The sequence below is a fragment of the Lysinibacillus sp. FSL K6-0102 genome (assembly GCF_038003545.1).
Lineage (GTDB): Bacteria > Bacillota > Bacilli > Bacillales_A > Planococcaceae > Lysinibacillus > Lysinibacillus capsici.
On the sequence record NZ_JBBOPH010000001.1, the window covers coordinates 3239790 to 3253819 of the forward strand.

Here is a 14030-nt window from a genome sequence, read left to right on the forward strand (position 1 = left end):
GTAAGCTTGAAAGGAGTCACAACCACCATGCAAGTATTAAAAATTAATCCACGTGGCTATTGCTACGGTGTTGTGGATGCGATGGTGATCGCTCGTAACGCCGCACTTGATAAAACATTACCAAGACCTATCTACATCTTAGGGATGATTGTGCATAATAAACACGTCACAGATGCGTTTGAAGAGGATGGGATCATCACGTTAGATGGTGATAACCGCCTAGAAATTATTGAACAAGTTGAAACAGGTACTGTCATTTTTACAGCACATGGTGTTTCACCGGAAATTCGTGAGATTGCGAAGCGAAAAGGCTTAGTGTCCATTGATGCTACATGTCCTGATGTAACAGTTACCCACGATTTAATTCGTGAAAAATCAGCAGAAGGCTATGACATTATTTATATTGGTAAAAAAGGACATCCCGAACCAGAGGGTGCTATTGGCGTTGCCCCAGATCATGTCCACTTAGTACAGTCTTCTAACGATATTGATGCTTTACAATTAACGAATGATAAATTACTTGTCACAAATCAAACGACAATGAGCCAATGGGATGTCGCCCATTTAATGGATAGTTTAAAAGAAAAATTCCCACATATTGAGGTACACAAAGAGATCTGTTTAGCTACACAAGTACGTCAAGAGGCTGTTGCACAGCAAGCAGGTGAAGCGGATTTACTTATTGTTGTAGGTGATCCTAAATCCAATAACTCGAACCGCTTAACACAAGTTTCTGTAGAAATTGCAGGAACACCTTCCTATCGAATTGCAGATGTTTCAGAGCTAAAAGTAGAATGGTTAAAAGGTATCAACATCGTTGCTGTAACAGCAGGTGCTTCTACGCCAACACCAATTGTAAAAGAGGTTATTAACTTCCTTGATCAATTTGATGAAAATGATCCATCTACACACGAGATTAAGCGTACAGTAACACTAGATAAAATTCTGCCAAAGATTAAGACACCAACACCTGTTGATAAAATCATGCCCTATTAGTTAATCACAAAAAATCCTGATTGTTATTATGACAATCAGGATTTTCTTTATTTACTAAAGTAATAGTTTATAGGACGACCAATGCCACCATAATGGACATCCATTGTGATTTCCTCTTGTTTTTCAAGGTAATCTAAATATCTTCTAGCTGTTACGCGGGCAATGCCAATTCCACTGGCTACTTCTTCCGCTGAGGCACCATCCACCGATTGTAAAAAGTGCACAACTTTTTCAAGTGTTGTACGATTAAAACCTTTTGGGAGATTTTTTTCGGATTTCAATGTAACAGATTGATCCAACATGGTTTGTCCATCACGATAATGAAATAACTGATCTAATTCTCCCTGTGTGAGCTCTCGTTCTGTTTGAGTTTGCTTGTTAAAGCGTAAATAATTGTCAAGTGTCCCTTTAACACGTTCAAAAGAAAAAGGCTTCATAATATAATCAAAAACACCTAGATGCAGTATCTGTTTCACTGTCTCCATATCATTTGCGGCCGTCACGGTAATAACATCTACTGGTAAATCGAGCTCACGTATTTTGCGTAAGCTTGTAATACCATCTTGCTCTGGCATAAAAATATCCATAAAAACTAAATCAGGCTTCAGTTGACAAATTTGCGTAATGCCTTCTAACCCATTAGGTGCCTGTCCAACCACTTGAAAATGCTCTACCTTTTCAATAAATTGACGATTTACCTCTCGTACCATTGGATCATCCTCAATTAATAATACTCTAATCTGTGCCACTGCTAGCCCTCCATCCATTATGAATAATAAAAGGTGATTAAAAAACTTGTTCCTTTGTTAGGCTCACTGATGACTTCGATGTCACCCTGCCCTTTTTCGACAATTTCCTTTATTAAAAATAACCCTATTCCACGGTAGTTTTTCTCTTTTGTAGAATAACCATTATCAAAAATGTGCTGCTTGACCTCTTCCGTCATGCCAACACCATTATCGGTTACTAATATGGCTAATACGTCATCATCTTCATCCACAGAAACATGAATCACCTTCTCCTCGACCTGTACATCCTTTAATGCATCAAACGCATTTTCTATCAAATTACCAAAGAGAATGACGAAATCATGATGATCCAAATTAGCTGGAAATGATGTAAATCGGCTTTCACGGTCAATTTCCAATCGAATTCCTTGTTCCTTCGCATAGGAAATTTTACTGAGCAATAGCCCAGAAATATTTTCATTTTTTATTCGTTCGTTTAAAAAGTTAGTGATTTCATCATGCTCTTCCTTCACTTGTGTTAAGTAAGAAAGTGCCTGTTCATGATGACCTAGCTGTAAAAGACCCGCTATCGTATGCAGTTTATTTTTATGTTCATGTGTTTGTACACGAAGGGCTTGGACAAATGCTCTAACGCCTGTTAATTCTTCGGCAAGCTTTTTCACTTCCGTACGGTCTTTAAACATGGCCACTGCCCCAACAGTTTCGCCATTAACCTGTATCGGAATTCGATTACTCATAATACTATGATTATTAATATACAGCTCACGATTAAATAACGGCTGATCCAGCTCTAAAATTTCAGGAAGTCGTGTATCTGGCAAGACATGAAAGATTTTCTGTCCAATCAATGTAGAGGGTTTTTCATAAACGCCTAAGATATCACAGGCTTTTTCATTAAAAATCGTAATGGTCAAATCATTATCGATAGCAATGATGCCTTCGTGCATGGCATTAAACGTTTCTGTACGTTCTACATACATTTTGGCAATTTCATGCGGCTCTAACCCAAACATTTGCTTTTTCATATGAAGCCCCAATGTTCGTGCTCCCCATACACTAAATAGTAACGATAATAGTACAGTAACCATTAGTTCGGTTTGCATTGTTTGCAGTAACTCCACTACCGTAAGAACACTGTACCCTACTACTGTAACACCTATTTGTTGTCCTTCATGGTTCATAATCGGGACAAACGCACGAACCATATTACCGTGTTCTCCACGTGCAATCGACGTATAGTAATGCTCTGAAAAAGCGGCGTTTAAATCTCCAGATTGAGATATTCGACCAAGTTCCTGGCTATTTGGATGGGAATATTTTCGTCGTTGCATATCAAGAACAACAATATATTTTGCCCCATTGATATCACGGATTTCCTCTACAACAGGATTAATATGCTGTACGGCATCATAGTAATTTTCACTAGCAATATATGTTTTTATTTCAGGAAGCTGAGAGACGGTTTTTGCTACAAGGAGTGCCTGATCACTTAGTTTGGTCTTTTGCTCATTCATGACAAAACCTAACAAAAAAGTACCGCCAATGCTAAAGGAAAGCATGAGAATAAAAAAAGTCAGAGACATAATTTTTCTCTGCATGGATAACTTCTGAAATTTCAACTGACCGCCTCCCTCCTACTATATTTTAGCTTACTCCATATGTTAGAATAACAAAAACATCAGAAAATACGAATTAATTGGGTGTATACAATGAAAAAATTTATTATTGGTACGATTATAACTGTGCTTGTGTTAATCCTCACTATCAGTGTTCAACAAGGATTACTATTCGCCAAGCCACTTCCCTATGATGATGAGCAAAAGGGTTTAGACACACAGATAACAATTCATTTAAGTCATGTCGTCGCTGAAAATACCCCTAAAGGCCAAGCTGCCAACAAATTTGCTGAGCTAGTAGAAGAAAAAACAAACGGGAAGGTCAAAGTACATGTTTACTCCAACTCCTCTTTATTTAATGATGAAAATGAATTTCAGGCATTGCAAAAGGGAGAAGTGGAAATGATCATCCCTACTTTTTCTAAAATGACGGCTTATGTTCCTAATTGGCAGGTGCTTGATTTACCCTTTCTATTTAATACAAATGAGGAAGTAAAGGAAGTCCTAACGGGTTCTATTGGTGAACAATTGGTTAATGAGCTAGAGCCGTTCCATATTAAAGGGCTTGGCTTTTGGTACAATGGGTTTAAGCATCTAACCTCTGTTGAGCAGCCTATTCATACTTTTGAAGATTTACAGGGCTTACGAGTGCGTACGATGCCAAGTAAAACATTAGAAAAGCAATTTGAAGTGGTCAAAGCAACACCTATACCTATTTCTTTTAGTGAGGTCTTTTCGGATTTAGAGAAGCATGCAATAGACGCACAAGAAAATACCGCTTCTAATATCTATTCAAAGGGTTTTTACAAAGTACAAAAGCATATGACTATCACTCAGCATGGGATTTTAGGCTATGCTGTGTTAATGAATGAAACCTTTTGGAATTCTCTACCTATCAAAATTCAGCATCAGTTGTTGGATGCTATGAAAGAAACAACCGATTGGCAATTTGAGCAGGCTGAACTTATGAATGAACAAGATATGGACAAGTTGAAACAGCTAGATGATTTTGATGTGTATACAATGAGTCCCCAAGAAAGACAGCGCTTTAAGGAACAACTTGCACCTGTTTATGATTTTTATAGAGCCCATATTCAAAACGATCAAATCTTAGCAGAGATTGAAAAAATCGTTGATCCCTAATACTTTTGTTCATTAATGAAAAATCCTTACAAAACGTAAGGATTTTTTCTATTGTATTATAATAGATTCGCGAATCTCATAACTACTATAAAACAGCTTAAAACCCTTGATATTACTAGCCTTAATACCCCTTTCTCTCAGAATGAACAAAATGAACAATACAACCATTACGGTCATAAACACTATTGTCGGAAAATTTCAGCTATGATAACCACATGAAAGCGTTCACACAATATTCATAGATGTTGTAGGGGGAGAACTATATGCGGATAAATTTTAAAAACTTAACAGTACAAGTATTGATTGCCATTGTACTAGGGATTATCGTCGGAGCAACATTCCCAGAATTCGGGGCAAAGCTCAAAATCTTGGCGGATATATTTATTAAACTTATTAAAATGTTAATAGCACCAATTATCTTCTTAACAGTCGTAATCGGCATTGGTAGCATGGGGGATGTCAAAAAGGTTGGTAAAATTGGTGGAAAAGCTTTAATTTATTTTGAAATTGTTTCAACTTTTGCCCTTGCAATTGGCTTAATCGTTGTCAATATTGTTCAACCAGGTAAAGGTTTTAATACAGATGCAGCAAGCGGTGCTGATGTTTCACAATATACAGACGCGGCGGCTGCAGAGCATGGTTTAGGTGCATTTATTATGCAAATTATTCCTGAAAATGTAGTTGGTGCTTTAGCAAATGGTGAATTATTACCAGTCTTGTTCTCAGCTGTTTTATTTGGACTAGCTGCGGCGGCGATTGGAGAACCAGCTAAACCTGTTATTAAATTTTTCGAGCAAGTTGCAGATATTTTCTTTAAAATCGTTAACATGGTGATGAAAATTTCTCCTATTGGTGCGTTTGGTGCCATGAGTTATACAATCGGAAATTTTGGACTTAAATCATTAGGAAACTTAGGATTTTTAATGCTATCTGTTTACATTACAATGTTCATTTTTATTGTTGTGATCATTGGATTGATTACCCATTACTTTGGCTTTAGTATTTTTAAATTTATCAAGTACATTAAAGATGAAATCTTTATCGTTATCGGAACATCTTCATCTGAATCTGCATTACCTTCCATGATGCGTAAGCTTGAAAACTATGGTTGTTCAAAGCAAGTGGTTGGGCTGGTGATTCCTACAGGCTATTCATTTAACTTAGATGGAACATCCATTTACTTATCAATGGCTGCTATCTTTATTGCGCAAGCCTATGGTGTGGATTTAGATGTTTGGCATCAAATTACGCTATTAGCCATCTTAATGCTTACTTCTAAAGGGGCAGCTGGTGTAACAGGCTCTGGCTTTATTACACTTGCAGCAACATTAGCAGCCTTCCCGATGATCCCAGTAGAGGGGATTGCCCTTTTAATCGGCGTAGATCGTTTCATGTCAGAAGCACGTGCAGTTACAAATCTAATTGGTAATGGTGTAGCAACAGTGGTCGTGTCAAAAATGGAAAAAGAATTTGATACAGAGCAGGAAAAGCGTGCTCTATCCGGTCATACCCAAATGTCATAAAATGAACAGGCTGCTGAAAGCGAAAATAATTTGCTACTTCAGCAGCCTGTTCTTTTATTTATAAAGAGGCAAGTAGATAAAAAACACCGTAGAGCTAGTTTCTTGAAACCTCATCGACTACCTACTCGTATAAATAATGACTGGAGGTTTCTTTATGACAACTTTTACGCTTACCTATCCGAAGGGCTTTAAAAGCTTCACTGATATTCCAATCGTGAATGAACAGAACGAAACAGTATGTGTACTTCAAAAAATGGAGCGTACCTCTGCTGGTAAAGTACTGAATGCTGTCTTGCTGGTAGCTGCACAGCAAACATTACCGTACCGTTATGAGACACGAACTACTTTAGGTGCACCCCTTTTTCAAGTACAATCTACCCTGTTAACAAAAGGAGTCAGCCATCAAATTGTTATGCCTGATGGCAGCTTGATACCCATTCAACGGAAAACAGTGCAATTATTAGAATCCTCTTATTCATTTACAATGGACGATTTAGAATTTCGTTTTGAAAAGGATTTTACCTCTACTGCTTATTTATATTGCAATGATGAAAAGATTGCGAGTGCAAGCTCTATTGAGACTGAGCTAGTACAGATAGGTATACAGTTTAAGCTTTTCCAAGCGGATGATATGCGCTTTGTTGCACTCCTAGCAACTCTTTATCAAGCTCTCTTTGCAACAACTACATAGCTGCTTTAAACATGTCAAAGGCATCGAGCATTAAAATCTCGATGCCTTAATCCTATGTTATTTTTCTACACAGCTAATTTATTTTTTCTCGTTGGGCATTTAATATGTTAATAACATAGGAAGCATTTTGTGATGCTTTTGCTTGTACAATCTTCTTGATGGCTTCTTCCATCCTTAAAGCTAACTCAAGTGCCTCATGCGTAGCGCCCTTTATCGTTGTTTGTATGGTAATGGTTGTTCGATTTTCAATAACTAAATATTCATATACGTCAAAAGCTTCTAAGCCCGCAATTAAATCTTCCATCAAAAGGTTCATATCATCCCCCATTATCTTGTTGTTATCAAGCAAGGAGGTAAACTCCCATCTTTCAAAAACTATGGGATAGTCCTTTAAGGGAGACGTTTTTAAAGCATTTTTTGCTATGGATTCCATATCTTTTTTAATTGACTGGAAATAGTCTTCTCCGCCTACAACTTGGATTACTAATTCCTTTTCTTCCGTCGTTTTAACGTCAATGCCGACATACTTTTCAAGTAGCTTATCCTTCAATCGAGCCAGACTCAACTCTTCATTTGTTATAAGCGATTGAGCCTCTTTATTTGCTTCTGACCTTTTCTCTCCTGCAAATCTATCAAATAGGACCAACATAGATATAATGACTACCAACAGTCCGATGACAAGCCCAAACCGTTTACCCATTGAATCCCTCCTGATAGGAAGGTATGTCCCCTTTTACTACAATATTCGCTTTTCTAGCTTGAAACAGCACATACTTTTCATACTAAAATGCAGTTTCCATACAGTATCTCCACTCTTCATAAGGGAAATTGTATCGCTTATTTTTCCCTATATATTCCGGGACGCGAAATAAATTTGCTTTGTTTTGTCCTTTCTGTGTCATGCTTCTCAAAAAGGAGTACACTTAAGAAGTAGTAATTCTATCATTATGGAGGGTTTTATATGGCATCAAAAGCAGCGGATATTAAAAATATACTAACATTAAATCTGCTTGTACAAATCTTAGAGGAACGTGGCATTATGACAGATAAAGAACTAAAAGAGCGTCTCACCAATACAGTAAAACTATCTTCGATGGAGAATGATTTAAAGGAAAAAGTCCTTGAAGAAATCAAACATTAATGGATTTTACCTCATCAAAAAACGACCGCTTTCTGAAAGCGGCCGTCTGAATCAAAACTTTAAGTTTAGGATCGAATTGTTTTCAAAGCAGTTGACCATGGCACAAGCTGATCTAACATTTGATGAACTGAATCTGCTTGCACCTCTTTTGGTTTAAAGACAGAGCCGTTTTCAAAATCAGTAAATAATGATAATGCTGGATGTACTCGAACATCTGCAACTAGCAATTCTCCGAGAATTCCTCGTAGATGCTCTGCTGCACGCGCACCTCCAACAGAACCATAAGAGACGATACCAGCAGCTTTATTGTTCCATTCAACTCGTAAATAATCTAATGCATTTTTTAATGCACCTGTAATGGAGTGATTGTACTCAGCAACAATAAAGACAAAGCCGTCACAAGCTGCTACTTTTTCTGACCATGCAGCTACCCCAGAAGTATCTCCACCTGGCTCCCCTAAAAATGGTAATTTAAATTCAGCGATATCAATTATTTCATATTCCGCATCACGACGTTTTTCCGCAACTTCCTTTACCCAAGCTCCAACTTGTGGGCTTACACGACCTTCTCGCGTACTTCCTAAAATAATACCGATTTTTAACATATGACGCCTCCTCTTATCATCCATTCTTGTGACTCCATCACGATTTATCGTACGTGTTCGCCACTCGTAACCATTTTGGTCAGAAAAATATCCCTTTATTCATCACCTGTTAATTAGCTCTGAATAGTTAGAATTGAATTATCTCTAATTCAAGATTAAGGTATCATCAACCATTCTTTCCTGTCAAATATTTAATCTAGAGGGATAAAGAGGATTATTTTGTTTTAATGGGCTGCTCCAATGCCTCTAATTCCTCTTCAATAGAGGCGTATTGTCTTTCCACAACATACTTGGCATCTGACAAGGCAGCATTATAAATATAGGGGGCAATATGCTCCTTGATAAAATCTAACATACGTTCAGCTTCAAATTCACTAATGTCTTCATCACGCTGATTATAAAAAAAACGTTGAATATCAGCAAGAATCATTTCCTGCTGATCTTTAGATAAACGAATAAACAAGACAACTCTCTCCACTTCTGTTAATCAATTTTATCTACATCTTATCACTGTTCATAGATTCCTTGCATTCAAAAAGGCTGAAACACTAGTACTGCTAGCGTTCAGCCCCATCTCATTGTTTACATTCAAATGAGTAGCTAGTGGATAAAAAGTTTTTCTCCTTTGCTACAATTGCTTGTCCACCACCATCTTCACATTGCTGTGTCATTGCATCGATTTTCTTATCATTGACCATATTGGTCATCACCGTCATACCAATACCAAAAACAACGATGAATAAACCAATCATGATCCATAGCTTGCCTGCTTTATTACCAGCTGGTCTTTCATTAGCCATATTAGTTCCCTCACTTATACAAATAAAAATGGTTCTGTATGGATCGTTGATTGGATGAATTCAACCAAATATTTTTTATCCTCACATAGTTCAGCCATTTTTTTTGCTACTCCTGCAATCATTACCTTTTCTACATGATGACCAGGATCTACTATTTGCAGATCAATGGCTTGTGCGTCCTGAGCTGTATGGAAGTACATATCGCCTGTTAAGAAAACATCAGCTCCTGCACGTTTTGCCGCATAGATATATTTATTACCATCTCCACCAACAAGCGCAACCTTGCTGACCTTCGATTGTAAATCACCCACTACACGCACAGCTGGCACATCTAGTTGCTGTTTAACGAATTCAGCAAATTGTTGTAACGTCATGTCCTTTGTTAAGTAACCTACACGCCCTAATCCCATCACATTTGTTTGCTGCTCAAGACGTATCACATCATAGGCAGGCTCCTCATAAGGATGACTAGTAAGCATGGCCTTTAACACGCGGCCTTTAATGGATTCAGGAAAAACAACTTCTACCTTTACTTCTTCCTCCACATGTAATTCACCAACAGAGCCAACGAACGGATTAGCTCCTGCTAATGCACGGAACCGACCTTCTCCAGTCGTTGTATAACTACATGCATCATAGTCGCCAATACGACCCGCCCCAGCTTTTGCAAGCGCCTCACGTAATGCTTGTGCATTAGCAGTTGGTATAAAGACTGCCAGCTTCAACAAATTCTCAGCATACGTTTCTTCTAATATTGAACGGTTTTTTAGCTGTAGGGCATCTGCTAATAAATCATTTACCCCACCTTCGGCTACATCTAAATTTGTATGAGCGGCATATACAGCAATATCGTGTTTAATGAGCTTTTCATATAAGCGCCCTGCTGGATGATCTGTGCGGATATTCGCTAGGCGTCTAAAGATTGGTGGATGATGTGCGATAATCAGCTCACAGCCTTTTTCTATTGCCTCATTTGCCACGGCTTCATTGACATCTAACGTCACCAAAACTTTACTTACAGGTTTGTTGAGGGTCCCTATCGCTAGTCCAATTGGATCATTGTCCATACAAGCTAGTTTTTTGGGCGACCATGCTTCGAACACTTGAATAACTTCTTGGCCATTTACCGTTTTCATCTTACAAAACTCCTTCTACTAAATGTATCAGAGCCGTTAACTCTGCACGCTTTTCTTCAATTTCAGGTGTTTGTTCTGCTCCTTCAATGGATTGTAGTACACGTTGCCAATTGTCTTTTTCACGCAACCATTTTTTCGTAAATGCTGGTGATTTACGCAGGCTTAGCTTAGGTCCAAACAAAATCTCTGCTGTAGAGAGCTCCATTTGCCCTCTTTGTAACACAAGGATTTCATAGATTTTATCATCTTCCTCTAAAATCTCTTCGTCAAGAATCGCCCATTGATGTGCTAAAGCCCACTCACGGATAACCTTGGCGTGAATATTTGGTTGTAGGATTAGACGTGTGACACCTTGAAGCTTTTCTGGATGCTTCTCTAGAATGGAAACAATTAATGGTCCACCCATGCCAGCTATTGTCACCGTATCCACATGGTCAGCTTCTTCTATCGCTGCTAAACCGTCTGCAAGGCGTACTGTAATTTTTTCAGTTAAGTTTTCCTTCTGTACTTGTCCTACCGCCGATTCATAGGGTCCTTTTACAACTTCCCCTGCTATGGCATATGAGGCAGTCCCTTTGTTAATTAAATAGCATGGTAGATAGGCATGGTCACTACCAATATCCGCCATGACTGCTCCTGTAGGAACAAATTTCGCTACTGCTTCTAATCGCTTTGAAAGTTTTTGTGCGTTCATTTTTATACCGCCTATCTTCAATAGAGTCCATTAATAGTATGGATGATGTCGTGAAAAAAAACAAATGGAGTTGTCTCACATTTCTATGTGGACAACCCCATCTTCATGATGCTTAAATCTAAAAAGTAGCTGTACTATTTCAGTACAGCTACTTGTCAGTTTTACTATTCTAAAGTAGAAATGTATTCAGCGATTGCTTTTGCTTCCTCTTCAGTTTTCATGTTTGGTTGCATTGGAGTACCTTCGATACCCTTTGTTAAAACTTCTACGATATGTGCTTCATCTAAGCCATGTAGATTTGGACCCATACTACCAGTTAAGTCACCACCATGACAACCGATACAAGATTGTACTAGTGCTGAACCATCAGCTTCTGCATCTGTTGTTTCTGTAGTAGTTTCGCCACCACCCTCATGTTCAGCAGCAATTTCTTTCTTGTTATCTGCACCTTGTAAAGACATGAAGAAAATAAGACCAATACCAAATGCCAGAATTAAGATGTAAGGAACGACTGGATTGTTTTTCATAAGTTTCCCCTCCTCATTTTAAGTCTACTTCTATTATAATATAGAATCAGTCAACATCTAATATTGTACTTCATTAACAAAGAAACGAAAAGCCCTATTCGCTAAGTTTTCCTTTGTTTGTAACAAATTCGACATTTCTGTATCTATTGGATAAAATATGTCTTGCCAACATCCAAAATTGGTCAAATTTATCCTTTTATACAATTTCTTTTTCATTATATTTATGCTGTTATCATACCCTTTTCACTCATTGATATACCCAAAATTAAAAAATCTGTACGTTTTTAATTAGCGTACAGATTTTGAATCTTCTGAGGTAAAAACTTTAACATGATACTGACCCTATTATAGATAAATTGTCACAAATTATGGTTTTATATAAACACTAAAGTTCAATTAAGTTTCTAACCTGATCTAGTAGATGGAGTTCCTTATACATCGATAGAAATACCATTTGCTAAATCAGGATAAATTTATGATATAGTACCCAACTAGTGCTATTAATCCTAAAGCACCTGAGACTGTGAAATATAGAAGTTTCATTTTAATACCTGACAACAGCCAAATGACACAATTTGCTGCAATCAAGCAAAATAAAACCGTATTATTTCCACTAAAATATGTAGTACAAATTCGGATCGACATACTAAATAACAGGATGGCCGCTAGTACATGAAAAATGGGAGCTAGTAGATGTTTTTTTCGAGCCATTTGCCACGCAGCAATAAATAAGATGCATGCACCTACTCCCACGATTACTGTAAAAATCAATGTTAAAGATTGCATTGTAAAATAGAGTGCCAAAACAGCCATTATGGCGATACATAGACCCACTACCAATAGGATCATTTTTCTTTTTTCTGATGGCAAGACCGCTTGTTTAGGATGTTGCACTGGTTCTAACTCCTCTATGTCAGCCCCCTCCGTATAAAGAGCTGCTAAAAAGTCACAATAGTGCTCAGGTAAAAGTTTATTTTGCTTCCAAAACAAAATTTCATTAAGGATTATTTTTTTGCGAGGATTTGTCATAGTGTTAGCTCCAAACATTGCTTAATAATGGTTGTATTACAATTTTATCTCACACTATTTGAAAACACATCTGTATAAAGTCGCAAATCTAGCATTTCCCTCATTCTAATTATCTATGATTGCCTAACATCGATAGGTGAATAGCAGGGCTAATTTCTTTTTGTTGACTTTTCAATTCTATAAAAAAGGAGCTATACCAATTAGTCATTTTCTCACTACTTGGATAGCTCCAGCTATTTTAAATTTTATTCTAAGAAGTCTTTTAAACGTTTACTACGAGAAGGATGGCGTAATTTTCTTAGTGCTTTCGCCTCGATTTGACGAATACGTTCACGCGTTACGCCAAAGACTTTCCCAACCTCTTCTAATGTACGTGTGCGACCATCGTCTAACCCAAAACGTAAACGAAGTACGTTTTCCTCACGGTCTGTTAACGTATCTAGTACATCTTCTAATTGTTCTTTTAACAGTTCATAGGCTGCATGGTCGGAAGGAGATTGTGCTTCTGAATCCTCGATAAAGTCTCCTAAATGGGAATCATCTTCTTCTCCAATTGGTGTTTCAAGAGATACTGGTTCTTGTGCAATTTTTAAAATTTCACGTACTTTTTCAGGTGTTAAATCCATTTCTTCTCCAATTTCCTCTGGAGAAGGCTCACGACCTAAATCTTGTAAAAGTTGACGTTGTACACGTATTAATTTATTAATGGTTTCGACCATATGAACAGGAATACGAATCGTACGCGCTTGGTCAGCGATTGCGCGTGTAATCGCCTGACGAATCCACCATGTAGCGTAAGTCGAGAACTTAAATCCTTTACGATAATCGAATTTTTCAACAGCCTTAATAAGACCCATATTTCCTTCTTGAATTAAATCAAGGAATAGCATTCCACGACCAACATAGCGTTTTGCAATCGATACAACTAGACGTAAGTTCGCTTCCGCAAGGCGTTTACGCGCTTCCTCGTCCCCTTGCTCAATACGTTCAGCAAGTGCAATTTCTTGCTCAGCAGATAATAAATCTACTCGGCCGATTTCTTTTAAATACATACGTACAGGGTCATTGATTTTAACACCTGGTGGCACACTCAAATCATTTAAGTCGAAAGTTTCTTCGTTCGCTTCTTCTTTCATTAGACTTTCTTCTTCAAATTCTTCTTTTCCAATGATTTGAATATCTTTATGCTTTTCAAGATCCTCAGCAAAATGGAAAATTTCTTCGTTTTCCAATTCATAAGGTGTTAGTTTCTCTGAAATTTCTTTCATTGAAATTTCACCCTCTGTTTTTGCTTTTTCTTGTAGGAATTTTTTTGCATCATCTAATGTAATTTCTACTTCTATCTCTTTTGAACGTTCTGACTTGTCCGCCATAAACCTT

The 14030-nt window shown here is 37.6% G+C and carries 16 protein-coding genes; 5 read left to right on the plus strand and 11 right to left on the minus strand.

What is annotated here, in order from left to right; translation table 11 throughout:
• Positions 1-27 precede the first annotated feature (27 nt).
• Complete coding sequence (locus NYE73_RS16505; RefSeq protein WP_048392210.1) at positions 28-996, plus strand: 4-hydroxy-3-methylbut-2-enyl diphosphate reductase; 969 nt, start codon at positions 28-30, stop codon at positions 994-996.
• 47 nt (positions 997-1043) lie between these two features.
• Here NYE73_RS16505 and NYE73_RS16510 read toward each other — a convergent pair whose 3' ends face one another.
• A complete protein-coding gene (locus NYE73_RS16510) occupies positions 1044-1745 on the minus strand; it encodes a response regulator (RefSeq protein ID WP_016993520.1) in 702 nt (233 codons plus the stop codon).
• A 17-nt stretch (positions 1746-1762) separates the two neighbouring features.
• Entirely contained in the window at positions 1763-3343 is a 1581-nt protein-coding gene (locus tag NYE73_RS16515; RefSeq protein WP_048392208.1) for an ATP-binding protein, read from the minus strand.
• A 111-nt stretch (positions 3344-3454) separates the two neighbouring features.
• Here NYE73_RS16515 and NYE73_RS16520 point away from each other — a divergent pair, with 111 nt between their 5' ends.
• The 3 genes from NYE73_RS16520 (at position 3455) to NYE73_RS16530 (ending at position 6718) form a co-directional block, all read left to right on the plus strand.
• A complete protein-coding gene (locus NYE73_RS16520; protein WP_016993522.1) occupies positions 3455-4504 on the plus strand; it encodes a TRAP transporter substrate-binding protein in 1050 nt (349 codons plus the stop codon).
• Positions 4505-4767: 263 nt separating this feature from the next.
• Complete coding sequence (locus tag NYE73_RS16525; protein WP_048392206.1) at positions 4768-6027, plus strand: dicarboxylate/amino acid:cation symporter; 1260 nt, start codon at positions 4768-4770, stop codon at positions 6025-6027.
• A gap of 154 nt (positions 6028-6181) precedes the next feature.
• Positions 6182-6718, plus strand: a complete 537-nt coding sequence (locus NYE73_RS16530) for a tubby C-terminal domain-like protein (protein WP_259950844.1) — start codon at positions 6182-6184, stop codon at positions 6716-6718.
• Positions 6719-6791: 73 nt separating this feature from the next.
• On the opposite strand, the gene NYE73_RS16535 is transcribed toward NYE73_RS16530, so the two are convergent.
• Positions 6792-7418 carry a hypothetical protein gene (locus NYE73_RS16535; RefSeq protein WP_048392204.1) on the minus strand — a complete coding sequence of 209 codons (627 nt, stop codon included), beginning with the start codon at positions 7416-7418 and terminating at the stop codon, positions 6792-6794.
• 261 nt (positions 7419-7679) lie between these two features.
• Between NYE73_RS16535 and NYE73_RS16540 the strand changes: the two genes are divergently transcribed.
• Entirely contained in the window at positions 7680-7859 is a 180-nt protein-coding gene (locus NYE73_RS16540; protein ID WP_054550103.1) for a hypothetical protein, read from the plus strand.
• 65 nt (positions 7860-7924) lie between these two features.
• Here NYE73_RS16540 and NYE73_RS16545 read toward each other — a convergent pair whose 3' ends face one another.
• The 8 genes from NYE73_RS16545 to rpoD form a co-directional block, all read right to left on the minus strand.
• A complete protein-coding gene (locus NYE73_RS16545; RefSeq protein WP_048392202.1) occupies positions 7925-8464 on the minus strand; it encodes an NADPH-dependent FMN reductase in 540 nt (179 codons plus the stop codon).
• A 214-nt stretch (positions 8465-8678) separates the two neighbouring features.
• Complete coding sequence (locus NYE73_RS16550; protein WP_048392201.1) at positions 8679-8927, minus strand: DUF2164 domain-containing protein; 249 nt, start codon at positions 8925-8927, stop codon at positions 8679-8681.
• A gap of 112 nt (positions 8928-9039) precedes the next feature.
• On the minus strand, positions 9040-9264 hold the full coding sequence (locus NYE73_RS16555; RefSeq protein WP_259950843.1) for a hypothetical protein: 225 nt from the start codon (positions 9262-9264) through the stop codon (positions 9040-9042).
• A 14-nt stretch (positions 9265-9278) separates the two neighbouring features.
• Positions 9279-10400, minus strand: a complete 1122-nt coding sequence (locus NYE73_RS16560; protein ID WP_259950842.1) for a Nif3-like dinuclear metal center hexameric protein — start codon at positions 10398-10400, stop codon at positions 9279-9281.
• A 1-nt stretch (position 10401) separates the two neighbouring features.
• Positions 10402-11094, minus strand: coding sequence for a tRNA (adenine(22)-N(1))-methyltransferase (locus NYE73_RS16565; protein WP_259950841.1), 693 nt, complete (start codon positions 11092-11094; stop codon positions 10402-10404).
• Between the two features lie 164 nt (positions 11095-11258).
• Positions 11259-11621: a cytochrome c550 gene (gene cccA, locus NYE73_RS16570; RefSeq protein ID WP_016993532.1), complete on the minus strand. Its 363-nt coding sequence runs from the start codon at positions 11619-11621 to the stop codon at positions 11259-11261.
• A 462-nt stretch (positions 11622-12083) separates the two neighbouring features.
• Positions 12084-12650 (minus strand): hypothetical protein, encoded by a 567-nt coding sequence (locus NYE73_RS16575; protein WP_004227167.1) that lies wholly within the window; start codon positions 12648-12650, stop codon positions 12084-12086.
• A gap of 245 nt (positions 12651-12895) precedes the next feature.
• Positions 12896-14023 (minus strand): RNA polymerase sigma factor RpoD, encoded by a 1128-nt coding sequence (rpoD, locus tag NYE73_RS16580; RefSeq protein WP_004227165.1) that lies wholly within the window; start codon positions 14021-14023, stop codon positions 12896-12898.
• Positions 14024-14030: the final 7 nt, after the last annotated feature.

What these genes read in the sequence shown, in the direction of transcription:
- NYE73_RS16505 (WP_048392210.1), top strand. Translation starts at nt 28, where the DNA reads ATGCAAGTATTAAAAATTAATCCACGTGGCTATTGCTACGGTGTTGTG.
- NYE73_RS16515 (WP_048392208.1), bottom strand. Translation starts at nt 3,343, where the DNA reads ATGCAGAGAAAAATTATGTCTCTGACTTTTTTTATTCTCATGCTTTCC.
- NYE73_RS16520 (WP_016993522.1), top strand. Translation starts at nt 3,455, where the DNA reads ATGAAAAAATTTATTATTGGTACGATTATAACTGTGCTTGTGTTAATC.
- NYE73_RS16525 (WP_048392206.1), top strand. Translation starts at nt 4,768, where the DNA reads ATGCGGATAAATTTTAAAAACTTAACAGTACAAGTATTGATTGCCATT.
- NYE73_RS16530 (WP_259950844.1), top strand. Translation starts at nt 6,182, where the DNA reads ATGACAACTTTTACGCTTACCTATCCGAAGGGCTTTAAAAGCTTCACT.
- NYE73_RS16535 (WP_048392204.1), bottom strand. Translation starts at nt 7,418, where the DNA reads ATGGGTAAACGGTTTGGGCTTGTCATCGGACTGTTGGTAGTCATTATA.
- NYE73_RS16540 (WP_054550103.1), top strand. Translation starts at nt 7,680, where the DNA reads ATGGCATCAAAAGCAGCGGATATTAAAAATATACTAACATTAAATCTG.
- NYE73_RS16545 (WP_048392202.1), bottom strand. Translation starts at nt 8,464, where the DNA reads ATGTTAAAAATCGGTATTATTTTAGGAAGTACGCGAGAAGGTCGTGTA.
- NYE73_RS16555 (WP_259950843.1), bottom strand. Translation starts at nt 9,264, where the DNA reads ATGGCTAATGAAAGACCAGCTGGTAATAAAGCAGGCAAGCTATGGATC.
- NYE73_RS16560 (WP_259950842.1), bottom strand. Translation starts at nt 10,400, where the DNA reads ATGAAAACGGTAAATGGCCAAGAAGTTATTCAAGTGTTCGAAGCATGG.
- NYE73_RS16565 (WP_259950841.1), bottom strand. Translation starts at nt 11,094, where the DNA reads ATGAACGCACAAAAACTTTCAAAGCGATTAGAAGCAGTAGCGAAATTT.
- cccA (WP_016993532.1), bottom strand. Translation starts at nt 11,621, where the DNA reads ATGAAAAACAATCCAGTCGTTCCTTACATCTTAATTCTGGCATTTGGT.
- NYE73_RS16575 (WP_004227167.1), bottom strand. Translation starts at nt 12,650, where the DNA reads ATGACAAATCCTCGCAAAAAAATAATCCTTAATGAAATTTTGTTTTGG.
- rpoD (WP_004227165.1), bottom strand. Translation starts at nt 14,023, where the DNA reads ATGGCGGACAAGTCAGAACGTTCAAAAGAGATAGAAGTAGAAATTACA.